The 16,845-nt window shown below is 66.6% G+C and carries 14 protein-coding genes; 12 read left to right on the top strand and 2 right to left on the bottom strand.

Going from position 1 to position 16,845, the window contains the following annotated elements:
* Positions 1-36: 36 nt before the first annotated feature.
* Positions 37-1,977: a DUF885 family protein gene (locus tag DGN21_RS06780; protein WP_184551586.1), complete on the top strand. Its 1,941-nt coding sequence runs from the start codon at positions 37-39 to the stop codon at positions 1,975-1,977.
* Positions 1,978-1,983: 6 nt separating this feature from the next.
* Here the strand turns inward: DGN21_RS06780 and mmuM are convergent, their stop codons facing one another.
* Positions 1,984-2,946: a homocysteine S-methyltransferase gene (gene mmuM, locus DGN21_RS06775; RefSeq protein ID WP_184455439.1), complete on the bottom strand. Its 963-nt coding sequence runs from the start codon at positions 2,944-2,946 to the stop codon at positions 1,984-1,986.
* Complete coding sequence (gene mmuP, locus DGN21_RS06770; RefSeq protein WP_184551585.1) at positions 2,943-4,340, bottom strand: S-methylmethionine permease; 1,398 nt, start codon at positions 4,338-4,340, stop codon at positions 2,943-2,945. Before mmuP ends, mmuM begins: the two co-directional genes overlap by 4 nt.
* 305 nt (positions 4,341-4,645) lie before the next feature.
* Between mmuP and DGN21_RS06765 the strand changes: the two genes are divergently transcribed.
* The 11 genes from DGN21_RS06765 to DGN21_RS06715 all read left to right on the top strand — a co-directional run bounded on the left by DGN21_RS06765 (position 4,646) and on the right by DGN21_RS06715 (position 16,670).
* Positions 4,646-5,035: a VOC family protein gene (locus tag DGN21_RS06765; protein WP_024940636.1), complete on the top strand. Its 390-nt coding sequence runs from the start codon at positions 4,646-4,648 to the stop codon at positions 5,033-5,035.
* Positions 5,036-5,178: 143 nt separating this feature from the next.
* Entirely contained in the window at positions 5,179-6,072 is an 894-nt protein-coding gene (locus DGN21_RS06760; protein WP_104542984.1) for an ABC transporter ATP-binding protein, read from the top strand.
* Between the two features lie 12 nt (positions 6,073-6,084).
* On the top strand, positions 6,085-9,675 hold the full coding sequence (locus DGN21_RS06755) for a M1 family aminopeptidase (RefSeq protein ID WP_184551584.1): 3,591 nt from the start codon (positions 6,085-6,087) through the stop codon (positions 9,673-9,675).
* 105 nt (positions 9,676-9,780) lie between these two features.
* Positions 9,781-10,230 carry a DUF2147 domain-containing protein gene (locus DGN21_RS06750; protein WP_016904108.1) on the top strand — a complete coding sequence of 150 codons (450 nt, stop codon included), beginning with the start codon at positions 9,781-9,783 and terminating at the stop codon, positions 10,228-10,230.
* Between the two features lie 252 nt (positions 10,231-10,482).
* Complete coding sequence (gene metG, locus DGN21_RS06745) at positions 10,483-12,570, top strand: methionine--tRNA ligase (protein ID WP_184551583.1); 2,088 nt, start codon at positions 10,483-10,485, stop codon at positions 12,568-12,570.
* Positions 12,571-12,747: 177 nt separating this feature from the next.
* Positions 12,748-13,338, top strand: coding sequence for an HAD family hydrolase (locus DGN21_RS06740; RefSeq protein ID WP_184551582.1), 591 nt, complete (start codon positions 12,748-12,750; stop codon positions 13,336-13,338).
* 1 nt (position 13,339) lies between these two features.
* Complete coding sequence (gene rnfB, locus DGN21_RS06735) at positions 13,340-13,771, top strand: Rnf electron transport complex subunit RnfB (protein WP_049818222.1); 432 nt, start codon at positions 13,340-13,342, stop codon at positions 13,769-13,771.
* A gap of 195 nt (positions 13,772-13,966) precedes the next feature.
* A complete protein-coding gene (locus tag DGN21_RS06730; RefSeq protein WP_184551581.1) occupies positions 13,967-14,755 on the top strand; it encodes a hypothetical protein in 789 nt (262 codons plus the stop codon).
* An 85-nt stretch (positions 14,756-14,840) separates the two neighbouring features.
* Positions 14,841-15,209 (top strand): DUF4345 family protein, encoded by a 369-nt coding sequence (locus tag DGN21_RS06725; protein ID WP_024940530.1) that lies wholly within the window; start codon positions 14,841-14,843, stop codon positions 15,207-15,209.
* Positions 15,210-15,267: 58 nt separating this feature from the next.
* The gene (locus DGN21_RS06720; protein WP_024940529.1) at positions 15,268-15,831 is read left to right on the top strand and encodes a sigma-70 family RNA polymerase sigma factor; all 564 of its coding nucleotides are present in this window, start codon (positions 15,268-15,270) and stop codon (positions 15,829-15,831) included.
* Complete coding sequence (locus DGN21_RS06715; RefSeq protein WP_184551580.1) at positions 15,828-16,670, top strand: anti-sigma factor; 843 nt, start codon at positions 15,828-15,830, stop codon at positions 16,668-16,670. The genes DGN21_RS06720 and DGN21_RS06715 overlap by 4 nt, the downstream gene beginning before the upstream one ends.
* Positions 16,671-16,845 lie beyond the last annotated feature (175 nt).

Below are 16,845 nucleotides of genomic sequence, written 5' to 3'. Positions count from 1 at the left end.
GGCAAGCTCCCCGCTCGCTTGTTCCCGGAGCCGGTAATGCCCCTCAGCTTTTCCCGCCTGCTGTCCCTGGCCCTGGCCGCCGTGCTGAGCCTGTCAGTGGCAGCGCCCGCCGACGCGGCCAAGAAGAAAACCGGCAAGGCACAGACCACGCAAACCCGCGCCAAGGCGAGCAAGGGCAAGAAGACCGCCAAGCCGGCGGCCAAGACCACCAAGGCCGCCAGGGGTGGCAAAGCCGCCAAGCCCAGGCCGCGTGCCGTGGCCGCACCGGTGGTGCTGACCAAGGCGCAGCAGCTCAATTTGCTCTACGACCAGTACTGGGATGCCTCGCTCAAGCTCAACCCGCTGCAGGCCACCTTCCAGGGCGAAACCCGCTACAACGACCAGTTGCCCAACTTCCTGTCGCCGGCGTTCCGGCAGCAGTCGCACGACTTCACCGTGCTGTGGCTGGGCAAGGCCGAGGCGCTGGGGCCAGACGGGCTGAGCGGGCAGGACCTGCTGAGCTACCAGATCTTCGTGCGCGATGCGCGCAGCGCACTGGCGGCCGAGCAGTTCCCCAGCTGGATGCTGCCGATCAATCAGTTCTACAACATCGCCAGCATCGCGGTGGTGCTGGGCTCGGGCACCGGCGCGCAGCCGTTCAAGACGGTCAAGGACTATGACAACTGGTCGCGGCGCGCGGTGGGCATCCCGGAGCTGTTCGACCAGGCCATCACCAACATGCGGGCGGGCATGCAGGCTGGCGTGGTGCAGCCGAAGGTATTGATGCAGAAGGTGCTGCCGCAGCTGGACGCGATCATCGCGCGCAATGCCGAAGACAGCCTGTTCTGGGGTCCGGTGCGCAACCTGCCGGCAGACATGCCCGAGGCCGACAAGCAGCGCATCACCGCCGAGTACAAGCGGCTGATCGAAGTGCGGATCATGCCGGCGTACCGAGCACTGCGCGGCTTCATCGCCACCGAGTACCTGCCGGCCTGCCGCGACACCGACGGCCTGGCCGCGCTGCCCAATGGCGCGGCCTGGTACGCCTACGATGTGCGCCAGAGCACCACCTCCGAGCTGACCCCGGAGCAGATCCATCAGATCGGGCTGGGCGAGGTCGCGCGCCTGCAGGCAGAGATCGCCACGCTGGCCAAGCAGGTCAGGTTCCGCGGCAACCTGCCCAAGTTCTACAAGTTCATGCAGACCGACAGGCGCTTTGCGTTCCGCAGCGAGACCGAACTGCTGGGCTATTACCGCGGCCTGCAGGGACGCGTACAGGCTGCGGTGCCGCGCCTGTTCAATGTGCAGGGCATGCCGGCGCTGGAAGTGCGCGTGGTGGAACCGCAGCGTGCGCAGTCGGCCGCCAGCGGCTCGTACATGCGCCCCAGCGGCGACGGCAGCACACCGGGCGTGTTCTACGTCAACACCTCCGACCTGGACACGCGCCGGACCTGGGAGACCGAGAGCCTGTATCTGCACGAGGCCATCCCCGGCCACCATTTCCAGCTCGGGCTGCAGCAGCAGCTGACCGACCTGCCCAAGTTCCGCCGCCTGGGCGGCGAGACCGCCTATATCGAGGGCTGGGGGCTGTATGCCGAATCGCTGGGCCGCGAACTGGGCCTGTACCAGGACCCGTACAACTACTACGGCTATCTGCAGAATGCGTTGTGGCGTGCGATTCGCCTGGTCACCGACACCGGCCTGCACAGCAAGGGCTGGACCCGCACCCAGGCGATCGACTACATGCTCAACAACTCGGCCATGACCCGGACCGATGCCGAGGCCGAGGTGGACCGCTACATGGCCATCCCCGGCCAGGCGCTGGCCTACAAGGTCGGCGAGATGAAGATCGCGCAGTTGCGCGAGCAGGCGCAACGCGAACTGGGCCCGCGCTTCGATGTGCGCGCCTTCCACACCGAAGTGCTCAAGGACGGCTCGGTGCCGCTGGATATCCTGCAGGACAAGATCCAGCGCTGGATCGCCACGCAGAAGGGCTGAGGCAGCTCAGCCCGCCACCCGCGCACGCGCCAGCGCGGCGATGTCGCGCGGTGTGGTGCGGCAGCAACCGCCGATCAGCCGCGCACCGGCCGCCAGCCACTGCGCATGCTGGTCGGCCAGGGTGCAGGCGGTCGTGCTGCCGGCATGCCACTGTTTTGCGCCGGCATCGTAGTGCTCGCCGGAATTGGGGTACACCACCAGCGGCAGCGCCGTCAGCGCGGACAATGTCTGCAACGCGGCGGTGACCTGCTCCAGCGCAATGCAGTTGATGCCCACCGCGATCACCTGCGCACACGCATCCAGCGCGGGTACGACCTGCGCCAGCGCGGTGCCATCGCTCAAATGTGCCGCATCGCACAGGGTGAACGAGAACCACGCGTGCAGCTGCGGGAACTCCTCCAGCAGCAGGCGCAGCGCGATGATCTCGTTGGCCGACGGCAGCGTCTCGCAAGCCAGCACATCCACCCCCGCCTCGGCCAACGCGACGATGCGCGGGCGATGGAAGTCCATCAGTTGCGCCAGCGGCAGGGCGTAATCGCCGCGGTATTCCGAGCCATCGGCCAGGTAGGCGCCGTACGGCCCGACCGACCCGGCCACCCATAACGGCGCGTGCTGCGGTTGCGCCTGCAGATGATCGGCACGCGCCTGTGCGGCCAGGGCCACGCTGCGTGCGATCAGCGCCTGCGATTGCGCCAGGTCCAGCCCGCGCGCGGCAAAGCCCAGCGGCGTGGCCTGGTAGCTGGCGGTGATGGCGCACTGCGCGCCGGCAGCGAAATAGTCGCGATGCACCTGATAGATCAGCTCCGGCTGCTCCATCAGCACGCGCGCCGACCACAGCGCATCGTTGAGATCGCAACCGCGCTGCTCCAGTTCGGTGGCGAGCGCGCCATCCAGCAGCACATAGCCGTCATGCTGCAGCGCCTGGCTGAAAGGCGCACCGGCACGCGGCTGGCGCGGAAGAATCGTCATGCGGGTTGCCTCCTGCTCGCAAGCCATTGGGTGAATGCATAGGCGCCATAGCACAGCGCCACAAACGGAATGCCGCACCACAGCGCAATGCGCTGCTGCGGATCGAATGCCAGGCCGATGCAGGCCAGCAGACAGAGTGCGAAGCCCAGCAGCGGCGTCCACGGATACCACGGTGCGCGATAGGCCAGGCTCTCCGGCGCGATGCCATCGCGCAGCAACTGGCGACGGAAACGGTAGTGCGAGGCGCAGATGCTCAGCCACACCACCACCACCGCAAAGCCGGACACCGCCGAAATCGCCACGAACACGGTGTCGGCCGCATAGACGCCGGTGAGCAGCGCCAACAGGCCGCCCAACATGCTCAGTACCAGGGCCGGCAACGGGATGCCGCGCCGGGTCAGGCCTGCGAGCCGCGCCGGCAGCGTGCCCTCGTTGGCCAGCGACCACAGCATGCGCGCGGCCGCATACAGACCGGAATTGGCCGCCGACAGGATCGCCGTCAGGATCACCGCATTCAAGACATCGGCCGCATACGGGATGCCCAGCAACTCGAACGCGCGCACGAACGGGCTGGTGTCCACCGCCGCCTGCTCGGCCGGCAGCAACGCGGCCAGTACCAGCACGGTGCCGACGAACAACACCACCAGCCGCACCAGCGTGGTGCGGATCGCCAGCGGAATCGCACGCGCCGGCTGCGCGGTTTCGCCAGCGGCCACGCCGATCAACTCGGTGCCGGAAAAGGCGAAGTTCACCGCCACCATCGTCATCAGGATCGGCAGCGTGCCTTGCGCAAACCAGCCGTCGGCGCGCAGGTGGCGCAATCCGGGTGCCGGCGACCCATCGGCCAACGGCAGCACGCCGATCACCGCCGCGCCGCCAAGCACGATGAACAGCGCGATCGTGATCACCTTGATCAGCGAGAACCAGAATTCGCCCTCGGCAAACCAGCGCGCCGACACCGTGTTCAGGCCGAAGATCAGCGCGCAGAACAGCAGGCACCACGGCCATGCCGGTGTGTGCGGGAACCAGTACTGCATGCAGAACGCCGCCGCAGTCAGGCTCGAGCCCAGCGCCACCGTCCAGGTCAGCCAGTACAACCACGCCACCACGTACCCGGTGGCCGGGCCGAGATAACGCGCGGCATACACATGAAAGGCGCCGGTCTGCGGCATCGCCACCGCCAGCTCGCCCAGGCACTGCATCACCAGATACACCACCAGCGCGCCGATCAGATAGGCGATCACCGTGCCGAGCGCGCCGGTGCTGGCGATGATGTAGCCAGTATTGAAGAACAGGCCGGTGCCGATCACGCCCCCCAGCGACAACATCACCAGGTGGCGCACCTGCATGCTGCGCTGGAATTGCGGTGCGGCGGTGGACGGCGGCTCGGGCATCGGCGTGTCTGATCGGTGGCAACGCATCCTGCCATGCGCGGCCAGGCGAGCACAGCCATGCGATGGCAAGCTGTGACGGTGCACCAGCGTGCAACGGCCCGCGGGTATGCTTGCGTACTGTTCACCTGGAAGGTCGCCATGCCGCACGCCCTGCAACCACCCATGCATGCGAAGACGTCTCGCTCGACCAGCGCGGCGGTGCCCGCACGCGCACCACGTGACACAGCCGCTGCGCGCAACGCACCAGCGCTCGCCGACAGTCTGGGCGCGTCGCAGCCGATCGCGCAGCGCTTGCGAGGTGCAGCATGAAGCTTGCCGGCATCCACCATGTGGCGATCATCGCCGGCGACTACGCGGTGTCCAAACGGTTCTACTGCGACATCCTGGGCCTGCGCGTGCTCGATGAGCATTACCGGCAGGCGCGCGATTCCTGGAAGCTGGACCTGGCACTGCCCGATGGCGGCCAGATCGAGCTGTTCTCGTTTCCCGCCGCACCGCTGCGTCCCAGCCGCCCGGAAGCACGCGGCCTGCGCCATCTCGCCTTCCGTGTCGAGGATCTGGACGCGGCCGTGGCGCATCTCACTGCGCATGGCGTGGTCACCGAAGACATCCGCATCGACGAGTACACCGGCCGCCGCTTCACCTTCTTCGCCGACCCGGATGACCTGCCGCTGGAATTGTACGAAGTGGGTTGAGCGCAGCATCGCCTGCGGGCTCGGTCACATCCGCCGCACGGGCATGTCGAGCAGGCGTAGTCGATCGTCTCTGTGACTTTCGGCGCATGCGGCACTGCGGTCACGCCGTGAAGATCAGGCCACCCAGGACACAGGAACCGTCCATGCTGCAGATCCGTGCGCTGTCCAAGACCTACGCCAACGGCGTGCATGCGCTGCAAGGCGTCACGCTCGACATCCCGCGCGGCATGTTCGGCTTGCTGGGGCCAAACGGCGCCGGCAAGTCGTCGCTGATGCGCACGCTGGCCACGCTGCAGGAACCCGACTCGGGTAGCGTCAGCCTGACCGACGCCGATGGCAGCAGCATCGACGTACTTGCCGACAAGGACGCATTGCGGCGCCGGCTGGGCTATCTACCGCAGGATTTCGGGGTGTACCCGAAGGTGAGCGCGCTGGACATGCTCGATCACTTCGCCGTGCTCAAGGGGCTTACCGATCGCGGCCAACGCAAGGAGGTGGTCGAGCGACTATTGCAGCAGGTCAACCTGTGGGACGCGCGCAAGCGCAAGCTCGGCACCTATTCCGGCGGCATGCGGCAACGCTTCGGCATTGCGCAGGCGCTGCTGGGCAATCCGCAACTGGTCATCGTCGACGAGCCCACCGCCGGGCTGGATCCGGAGGAGCGCAATCGTTTTCTCAATCTGCTGGCCGAAATCGGCGAAAACGTGGTGGTGATCCTGTCCACCCATATCGTCGAAGACGTCACCGACCTGTGCCCGACGATGGCCATCATGAACAAGGGCCAGGTGCTGTTGAGTGGGCGGCCCGCCGATGCGATCGACATGCTGCATCAGCAGGTCTGGCGCAAACAGGTCAGCAAGCAGGCATTGCCCGATTACGAGGCGCGCTTCACCGTGCTGTCCACGCGCCTGATTGCCGGCCACCCGGTGATCCACGTGTTCAGTGCCGACTGCCCGGAGCCGGGGTTCGAACAGGTCGCTCCCGATCTTGAGGATGTCTATTTCCAGCGCCTGCGCAAGCAAGCGCTGGCCGCCTGACGGAGCGCGGCGATGATCATGGCGTTCCTGCGCTTCGAGCTGCGCGAACAACTGCGCTCGCCCTTGCTGTGGCTGCTGGCCGCGCTGTACGCGTTGCTGGCGTTTGCCGCGCTGTCCAGCGATGCGGTGCAGATCGGCGGCGGCATCGGCAACGTGCTGCGCAATGCGCCTACGGTGATCGCCACGCTGCTGGGGCTTTTCAGCCTGCTTGGCCTGCTGGTGATCACCCTGTTCGTCAGCAATGCCCTGCTGCGCGACTTTGACCTGGGCACTGCCGAGCTGGTGTTTTCCACACCGATACGGCGGCGCGACTACCTGCTCGGCCGCATCGGTGCTGCACTGATCGCCGGCATGCTGATGTATGTGGTGATCGCGCTGGGCATGTTCGCCGCGCAGTTCATGCCGTGGATCGATCGGGCGCGGCTCGGGCCGGTCGCGGTGCTGCCCTATCTGTGGTCGCTGCTGGTGCTGGTGCTGCCCAACCTGCTGTTCACCACCGCGCTGCTGTCGGTGCTGGCGGTGACCACGCGCAACATCCTGTGGGTCTACATCGGCGTGATCGTGTTCTTCGTGCTGTACGGCGTGAGCCGTGCGCTGATGGCCGACCTGGACAATGTGTGGATTGCCACCCTGGCCGACCCGCTCGGCATTCGCGCGCTATCGCAGACGCTGCGCTACTGGTCGGTGGAACAGCGCAACCACCAGCTACCGCCGCTGACCGGTTACCTGCTCGCCAATCGCGCGGTGTGGCTGGGTATGAGCGGTGTGTTGTTTGCCGCCACGTTCGCGCTATTCCGTACCGAGCGCAGCGGGACGCGGCGGCGCCGTGGTGTGGCGTCGGTTACGCCCGCTGATGCACCTCCCGCCAGCACGCGCGTCAGCACGACACGCCTGACGGTCACCCCGCGCTTTGGCGCGGCCACTGCATGGCGGCAACTGCTGCGCCAGATCCGCTTCGACACGCTGGGCGTGCTGCGCAGCGCGCCGTTCGTGGTGCTGCTGATGCTGGGCCTGGCCAACTTCATTCCGACCGCGCTGTTCAAAGCGCGCTATTACGGCACTGCCGTGCTGCCGGTGACCTCGTTGATGCTGGAGGCGCTACAGAACAGCTACAGCTTTCTGCTGATCATCGTGGTGCTGTTCTATGCCGGCGAACTGGTTTGGAAGGAGCGCAGCAACCGCATCGACGGCATCACCGACGCGATGCCGGTCCCCGATTGGGTGCCGCTGCTCGGCAAGTTCGTCGCCTTGCTGGCGGTGATCGCCAGCTTCCAGGCCGCCGGTGCGTTGACCTCGATCGCGCTGCAGCTGGGCCGTGGCTATACCAGCATCGAGCCGCTGCTGTATCTCAAGACGCTGGCGTTGGGCTCGGTGCTGTACGTGCTGATGGGCGGCATGGCGCTGGCGCTGCAGGTGCTGAGCAACAACAAGTTCGTCGGCTATGCGCTGCTGATGCTGGTGTTGATCGGGCAATCGGTGCTGTCGATGCTCGACTACACCCAGAACCTCTACACCTTTGGCGGCTGGCCCAACGCGCCGTATTCGGACATGAACGGCTACGGGCACTTCCTGCCTGGCCAGTTGTGGTTCCAGGGCTATTGGGGCGTGTTCCTGCTGGCACTGCTCCTGCTGTCCTCGGCGTTCTGGCCGCGCGGCGTGGGCCATGGCCTGCGCCAGCGCGTGCGGCTGGCGTTACGGCGCCTGCGCAGCCCGACCGGTGCGGCCCTGGCGATCACCCTGCTCGGCTTCGCGGCGATCGGCGGCTGGCTGTACTGGAACACCAACGTCTACAACAGCTTCCTGTCGCCGGAACAACAGCTGGACCTGCAGGCACGCTACGAGCGCGATTACCGCAAGTACAAGGATCTGCCGCAGCCGCGCATCGTCGCCGTCGACAACCACGTCGACCTGCATCCGGAAACCCAGTCGGTCGTGGTCGATGCCACCTGGACGGTGCGCAACACCCACCCCACACCGATCAGCGAAGTGCACATCGGCATGCAGGGCCGCACCGGCGACCGCAGCCTGGTCAAGGTGGATCTGGGCGGGCAGACGCTGACCACGCACGATATCCCGGCCGGCTATCGCATCTATCGCCTGCAGACACCGCTGCAACCCGGGCAGGAGCGCGTGTTCCGCTTCCGCGTGGACCAGCACCCGCACGGCCTCACCGCCGAGCAGGCGCAAACCGAACTGGTCGCCAACGGCAGCTTCTTCAACACCACCCGGCTGCCCTGGTTCGGCTACAACACGCAGGCCGAGATCAGCGACCGCAACGAGCGCCGCAAGCGCGGCCTGGGCGAACCCACCCGCATGCCCAAGCTCGAAGACCAGGCCGCGCGCGCCAACACCTACGTCAGCAACGATGCCGACTGGCTCGCTTTCTCCAGCACCGTCTGCACCGCGCCGGACCAGATCGCGCTGGCGCCGGGCTATCTGCAACAGGAATTCCAACGCAATGGCAGGCGCTGCTTCCGCTACGTGATGGATCGCCCCATGCTCAATTTCTACGCCTACCTGTCGGCACGCTGGGAAGTGCGCAAGGCGCGTTACAAGAACATCCCGATCGAGATCTATTACGACCCCAAGCATCCGTACAACGTGCAGCGCATGATCGAGGGCGTGCAGAAATCGCTGGCTTATTACGAAGCCAACTTCAGCCCGTATCAGCATCATCAGGTGCGCATCATCGAGTTCCCCGGCTACGCGCGGTTTGCGCAGTCGTTCGCCAATACCATTCCCTACTCCGAGTCGATCGGCTTCATCGCCGACCTGCGCGACAAGGACGACATCGACTACGTGTTCTATGTCACCGCGCACGAAGTGGCGCACCAGTGGTGGGCGCACCAGGTGATCGGTGCGAACGTGCAGGGCGCCACCCTGCTGTCCGAATCGCTGGCGCAGTATTCGGCGTTGATGGTGATGGAGCGCGAGTACGGACGCGCGCATATGCGCCGTTTCCTCCGCTACGAGCTGGATCGCTACCTGGAAGGCCGTGGTGGCGAAACCATCGAGGAATTGCCGCTGTATCGGGTGGAGGATCAGCAATACATCCACTACCGCAAGGGCTCGCTGGCGTTCTATCGGCTGCGCGAGGACATCGGTGAGCAGGCGCTCAATCGCGCATTGCAGCGCTTTCTGGCGGCCAAGGCGTTTCAACAACCGCCCTACACTACCTCGGCCGAGCTGCTGCAGGCCATTCGCGCCGAGGCACGCCCGGACCAGCAAGGCCTGATCACCGACCTGTTCGAGAAGATCACCTTCTACGACAACCGCGTGGTCAGCGCGCAGGCACGCAAGCGCCCCGATGGCCGCTTCGAGGTGACCGTGCAAGCGCAGGCGGCCAAGCTGCAGGCCGATGGCAAGGGCAAGGAGCATGCAGTGCCGCTGGACGACTGGATCGAGGTGGCGATCTACGGCGCTCCGGCCGGCAAGGACGCGCAAGCGCCGGTGCTGGCCTTGCAACGGCAACACGTCACCAGCGCCGCGCCCAGTTTCAGCATGACCGTGGACCGCCTGCCGGTCGAAGCCGGCTTCGATCCGGACAACAAGCTGATCGACCGCGTGCCGGCGGACAACCGCAAGCAGGTGACGCTGCAGTAGCCGAATGAACGCATTCCGCAGCGCGTCTTTCCGCCACCATACTCCACGGTATACATTCCGGTCAGGCCGTCGACGGCGGCCATAGCAATCCCTGGGAGGGGACACATGCGCAAGACCTTCAAGACCCTGATGCTGGCCCTGCCGCTGGCCGCCGCCTCGCTGCTGGCCCAGGCCGCCGATTCGCCGGTGGGCCGCTGGAAGACCATCGACGACGAGACCGGCAAGCCCAAGTCGGTGGTGCAGATCGAACAGCTCGGCAACGGCACGCTGAGCGGCAAGGTAGTCGACATCCTGCAGTCCAACCACGGGCCCAACCCGACCTGCGACAAGTGCGATGGCGCGCTCAAGGGCAAGCCGATCAAGGGCATGACCATCCTGTGGGGCCTCAAGCCGGACGGCACCGCGGTGTGGAGCGGCGGCTCGGTGCTCGACCCGGCCAAGGGCAAGACCTACAAGGCCAAGGTCACCCTGACCGATGGCGGCAAGAAGCTGCAGATGCGCGGTTATGTCGGCATCGAAGCGTTGGGCCGGACCCAGACCTGGATTCGCGAGTAGCTGAGATTGGGGAGTCGGGAGTCGGGATTCGCAAAAGCGGGCGCCCTTCGGGCGCCTTTTTTGTGCGTCGGCGCATTTCTGGGGGCTTGTCCTATTGGGCGGGATCGTCCGCTGCTGCCGCAGCGACGGCCAAGGCCGCGCGTCTGGACCGGCACGCGGCCTGATCCTGCTTTGACGAATCCCCAATCTCCCAGCCCCAATCCCGGCACTCGACTAATGCGATAATCGGCTGTCCCCCGCATTACGCCTGCCATGACCCGCACCGCACTCGTCACCACCGCCCTGCCCTACGCCAACGGGCCGCTGCATCTTGGCCATCTGGTCGGCTATATCCAGGCCGACATCTGGGTGCGCGCGCGCCGGCTGCGCGGCGACAAGACCTGGTTCGTCTGCGCCGACGACACCCACGGCACACCGATCATGCTCGCCGCCGAAAAGGCCGGGGTCACCCCGGAGGCCTTCATCGCCAACATCCAGGCCAGCCATGAGCGCGATTTCGCCGCGTTCGGGGTGACCTTCGATCATTACGATTCGACCAATTCGCCGGTCAACCGCGAACTGACCGAAGCCTTCTATACCAAGCTCGAAGCGGCCGGTCACATCAGCCGTCGCTCGGTGGCGCAGTTCTACGACCCGGCCAAGGGCATGTTCCTGCCGGATCGCTACATCAAGGGCATCTGCCCCAACTGCGGCAGCGCCGACCAGTACGGCGACAACTGCGAGGTCTGCGGCGCCACCTATGCGCCGACCGAGCTGAAGGAGCCCAAATCGGTAATCTCCGGCGCCACGCCGGAGCTGCGCGACTCGGAGCATTTCTTCTTCGAAGTGGGCCATTTCGACGGATTTTTGCGCGAGTGGCTGGCCGGCGATGTGGCGCTGCCCGGAGTCAAGGCCAAGCTCAAGGAATGGCTGGACACCGAGGGCGGCCTGCGTGCCTGGGACATCTCGCGCGATGCGCCGTATTTCGGTTTCCAGATTCCCGGCCAGCCGGGCAAGTATTTCTACGTGTGGCTGGACGCGCCGATCGGCTACCTGTGCAGCTTCAAGACGCTGTGCGCGCAGATGGGCGAAGACTTCGACGCGCATCTGGTCGCCGGCACGCAGACCGAGCTGCATCACTTCATCGGCAAGGACATCGTCAATTTCCACGGCCTGTTCTGGCCGGCGGTACTGCACGGCACCGGCCATCGCGCGCCGACCCGGCTACACGTCAACGGCTATCTCACCGTGGACGGCGCCAAGATGTCCAAGTCACGCGGCACCTTCGTGATGGCGCGGACCTTCCTGGACGTGGGCCTGGAACCGGAGGCGCTGCGCTACTACTTCGCGGCCAAATCCTCCGGCGGCGTGGACGACCTGGACCTCAACCTGGGCGATTTCATCGCGCGGGTCAATGCGGATCTGGTCGGCAAGTTCGTCAACCTGGCCAGCCGCTGCGCCGGCTTCATCGGCAAGCGCTTCGACGGCAAGCTGGCCGACGCCCTGCCCGACCCGGCACAGTACGACCGCTTCGTCGCCGCGCTGGCGCCGATCCGCGAGGCCTACGAGCGCAACGATGCGGCCAGCGCGATCCGCCAGACCATGGCGCTGGCCGACGAGGCCAACAAGTACATCGACGACACCAAGCCGTGGGTGATCGCCAAGCAGGACGGCGCCGATGCGCAACTGCAATCGGTATGCACGCAGGGCCTGAACCTGTTCCGGATCCTGGTGGCCGCGCTCAAGCCGATCCTGCCGCGCACCTGTGCCGAGGCCGAAGCCTTCCTGTCGGCACCGATGACCAGTTGGGAAGACGTCACCCGCCCGCTGACCGCCCACGTGATCCAGCCCTACACCGCCCTGTTCACCCGTATCGACCCCAAACTGATCGACGCCATGACCGACGCTTCAAAAGACACCATGGCCGCACCTGCGGCACCCGCTGTCACTACCGCCAAGCCCGTCCCGTCCAAGGCCGAGACGAAATTGGCGGCCGTTGCCAATCCCCAATCCCCGACCGCCACTTCCAGCCTCATCGGCATCGACGATTTCGCCAAGCTCGACCTGCGCATCGGCAAGGTGCTGGTGTGCGAATTCGTGGAAGGCTCGGACAAGCTGCTGCGCTTCGAACTGGATGCCGGCGAACTGGGCAAGCGCCAGATCTTCTCGGGCATCCGCGCCAGCTATGGCGAACCGGAAGCGCTGGTCGGCCGCAGTGTGGTGTTCATCGCCAACCTGGCCCCGCGCAAGATGCGCTTCGGCATCAGCGAAGGCATGATCCTGTCGGCCGGCTTCGACGGCGGCGCGCTGGCACTGCTGGACGCCGATGGTGGTGCGCAGCCGGGGATGCCGGTGCGGTGAAGCGGAATCGGGAATCGGGATTTGTAAAAGCCGGAGCTGATAGTTGAGGAAGACCTGACACGCGTGCCTGGCCCGACCGCTCATCCACCCCTGCGGGGCACCTTCTCCCGAAAGGAGAAGGAACAGACACCACGCTTCCAACCAATCCCCACTCCCGACTCCCCAATCCCCGCCCCCATGCACCTGGCCTTGTTCGACTTCGACCACACCATCACCACCTGCGACAGCTATGCGCGCTTCCTGCGCAAGGTGGCGACGCCTGCGCAGCTGGCGACGGCGAAGTGGCAGGCCGGTCCGTGGGTGTTCGGCTATCGGGTCGGGCTGGTCTCCGCACACGCATTGCGCGCGCGCGTCACGCGCCTGGTCTTCAGTGGTCGCTCGCTGGATGAGATGGCCGCCCTTGGGGCTGACCATGCACGCAACGCATTGCCCGGGATGGTGCGCGCCGAGATGATGCGACGTATCGACTGGCATCAAGCACAGGGGCATGAAGTCGTGCTGGTGTCGGCATCGCTGGACCTGTATCTGCAGCCGTGGTGCGCCCAGCATGGCCTGTCGTTGATCTGCAACAAGCTGGAACACCACGCCGGCGTGCTGAGCGGGCGCTATGCAGACGGCGATTGCGGCCCGCACAAGGCTGCGCAGATCCGCCTGCGCTACGACCTGTCGCACTACGCATGCGTGCATGCCTACGGCGACAGCCGCGAGGACAAGCCGATGCTGGCGCTGGCGCAGCAGCGCTGGTATCGCGGCAACCTGCTGCACTGACATGCACATCGCAACGCCCGCCTCATCGCCCGATCTGGTCGAACGCCTCGACCGCCTGCTGCCGCAGACCCAGTGCGGCCAGTGCGGCTACGACGGCTGTCGCCCGTATGCGCACGCCATGGCCAACGGCCAGGCCGATGTCGATCACTGCCCGCCCGGCGGCGACGCCGGGGCACGCGCGTTGGCGCACGTGCTGCAGCGTCCTGCACGCCCGTACGACCGCAGCCGTGGCAGCCACACGCCGCCGCAGGTGGCCTGGATCGTGGAGGCCGACTGCATCGGCTGCACCAAATGCATCCAGGCCTGCCCGGTGGACGCCATCGTCGGCGGCGCCAAGCACATGCATACGGTGATCGCCGCGCTGTGCACCGGTTGCGAGCTGTGCCTGCCGGCCTGCCCGGTGGACTGCATCGCGCTGCACCCAGGCAGCTGAGCGGCTGGCGAGGCGGCATGCCGCGTCAAACGCAACGCCTGCCAGCGTTGCGCGCATCTCACCGCGACGCGATCCCTGACCAACGGCACCGGCCGCCAACGACGCCCTGTTTGTCAGGAACGTCCTGACGCGTCCGGCGCATCCGTGCCGCGGATGCGCTCGTATTGGTAGGCACTCCCATCGAGGAATCCGCCGATGCGCCCATTCGCCGCCGCCGTTGCCGCGCTCGCCACCGTCTGCCGGCCGATTCCGCCGTTGCTGCTGCTGGTGCTGGGCGGCCTGCCTCTGAGTGCGGCTGCGGTCACCCGCGTGGATGGCGATGCCTTCGATGGCGACAGCGGCGCGTTGCGCTATCGCGAGTCGCACTGGCTGCTCGACGATGGCGGACGCGTGGTGCTGTATCGCTGCCCGGATGGGCGCCCGTTCGCGCGCAAGCAGGTCGATGGCGGCGGCAGCTCGCCCGACTTCAGCCTGATCGACGGCCGCGACGGCTATCGCCAGGGCGTGCGGCAACGCAACGGCGTGCGCGAGATGTTCCAGCAGGAGCCCGGCAAGGCCGAGCAGCGCACGCCACTGCCGGCCGACGACGGCCCACGCGTGATCGATGCCGGCTTCGATGCCTACCTGCGCAACAACTGGGAGGCGCTCGCCAGCGCGCCGCAACGCGTGGACTTCGTGCTGCCCAGCCTGCAACGCCAGTTGGCGTTTCGTGTCGAGCGTATCGGCGATACCGGCGGCGAGCGGCGGTTTCGCTTGAGCCTGGATGTCTGGTACGGCGCGGCGGTGCCCTCGCTCGAAGTGCGTTATTCCATCGCCGACAAGCGCCTGCTGCAGTTCCGTGGCGTGGGCAACCTGCGCGACGCGCGTGGCCGCTATCCGCACGTACGCATCGTTTTTCCGGACACCGCTGCGCGTGCCGTCGGCGCCGATGAACTGCGCCAGGCGCGCGAGCAGCCGCTGGCCAAGAGCTGCAGCGCCCCGTGAACCAGACACCTGCCATCTTCACGTTCGACCACACGCGGTTGCGTACAACGGCCCGGTCACTTCTTCCCCATACAGGACCATCGCCATGGCCAAGGCCTACCTCTGGATCAACGCAGTGCTCTACGTCGTCCTGGCAATCTGGTGCACGCTCTCGCCGGCCAAGACCGCCAATGCCGTGGGTTACACCCAGCTCTCGCCGGCCGGGCAATCGGAATACCTGGTCATCTATGGCGGCCTGCAGCTGGGCATGGCGTTCCTGTTCGGCTACTTCGCCTGGATCGATCAACCGCGCACCGGCCTGCTGGTCGCACTCGCGTTCTACGTGCCGATCGTGCTGTTCCGCAGCGTCTCGCTGGCGCGCCTGTGGCCGGTCTCCGCACCCACGGTGGCATTGGCAGGCGTCGAGATCCTGCTGCTGCTCGCGGCAGTGCTGCTGTGGTTTCAGCGCAAGTGAAGGACAGCGTCAGCACAGTCCGGTAGCATCGCTCCCACCTCAGACAACGCCCGACCGCATGAGTGCCATCCCTGGCCACGACGACGATGAAACCGGACGACTGCTGACCGCAACCGCGGGCGGCGACCGGCATGCCTTCGAAGCGCTGTACCGGCAGACCTCGCCGAAACTGTTCGGGGTCTGCCTGCGCATGATCCCGCAACGTGCCGAAGCCGAAGAGGTGCTGCAGGACGTGTTCACGCTGATCTGGCACAAGGCCGGGCAGTTCGATCCCGCCCGTGCACGCGGGCTCACCTGGCTGGCGATGATTGCGCGCAACAAGGCCATCGACCATCTGCGCGCCAATGCACCGCAACGCCGCAACGTGGCGCTGGACGATGCCGGCGAACTGCGCGCTGGCGATGCCTCGCCGCTGGAGCGCACCGAGCGCGCCAGCACGCGTCGCCGCATCGACCATTGCCTGGCCGAGCTGGAGCCGCCGCGCAGCGAATTGATCCGCACCGCGTTCTTCGATGGCATCACCTACGAAGAACTCGCCGCGCGCACCGACACACCGATCGGCACGGTCAAGAGCTGGATCCGCCGCGGCCTGGCCAAACTCAAGGCATGTCTGGAACGATGAGCACGCCCTTTCCCATTGACCAGGAACCGCCGCGCGACGTGCTGGCAGGCGAATACGTGCTGGGCCTGCTCAGTGCCGACCAGCGCCTGGCTGCCGAACAACGCGTCGCCACCGACGGCCAGTTCGCCCAGGCGGTGACGCAGTGGCAGGAACATCTGGCGCCGTTGCTGGACGAGATCGCCGCAGTGACGCCGCCCGGCCAGGTCTGGGCACGCATCCGCCAGACGCTGGGCTTCGATACGCCGTTGCATGCGGTGGCCTCCGCGCCATCGGCAACGCCGCTGATAGGCACGCCAAAGCCAGCGGTGTGGAACAGCGTGCGGTTCTGGCGCTGGGCAAGCGCCGCTGGCCTGGCCACTGCCGCTGTGTGCGTGCTGGCGCTGCTGAACCTGCGCACGCCGCCGGCAGCGGTGCAGCCGCCGCCGGGCACCGGCCCGGTGGTACAGACACCGGTCACGCCGCCTGCAACCACCACCGCGCCGGCGACCGGTATCGCGATGACCTCCACGCTGGCCACCGAAGACGGCCGCCCGGGCTATGTCGCCTTGATGGATGCCGACAAGCACACCATCACGGTGACGCCGCTGGACCGCACCGCCACCGCCGACAAGGTGCCCGAGCTGTGGCTGATCACCCCGGACGGCAAGGCGCATTCGATGGGTACCTTCGACGACCAGCGTGCACGCCGCGCGCAGATTCCCGACCAGCTGATGCCCATGCTCAGCAACGAGGCCATCCTGGCCGTCACGCTGGAGCCGCCAGGCGGCGCACCGGGCGGCATTGCCACCGGGACCGTGGTGGCCAAGGGCGGCATCAGCACACTGGCAATGGCGCCCTGATCCGGCGCGCCTGACGCCGCCTGCGACCACGTCGCAGGCGGCTTCCGAGCAACAGCCTCATCCGCCTCAACCCTGGCGTGCGCCGTTGAATGTGTGCGCAATTGCGCGATTCGTTCGCACCGGCACGCCAAGCGCGCGCACGCATGCGACGATCAAACGGGCTGGTGCATCTGTT

It is taken from the genome of Xanthomonas sp. MLO165 (assembly GCF_018831305.1).
In the GTDB taxonomy this organism is placed as follows: domain Bacteria; phylum Pseudomonadota; class Gammaproteobacteria; order Xanthomonadales; family Xanthomonadaceae; genus Xanthomonas; species Xanthomonas arboricola.
This window is presented reverse-complemented; position numbering and strand designations above follow the sequence as displayed.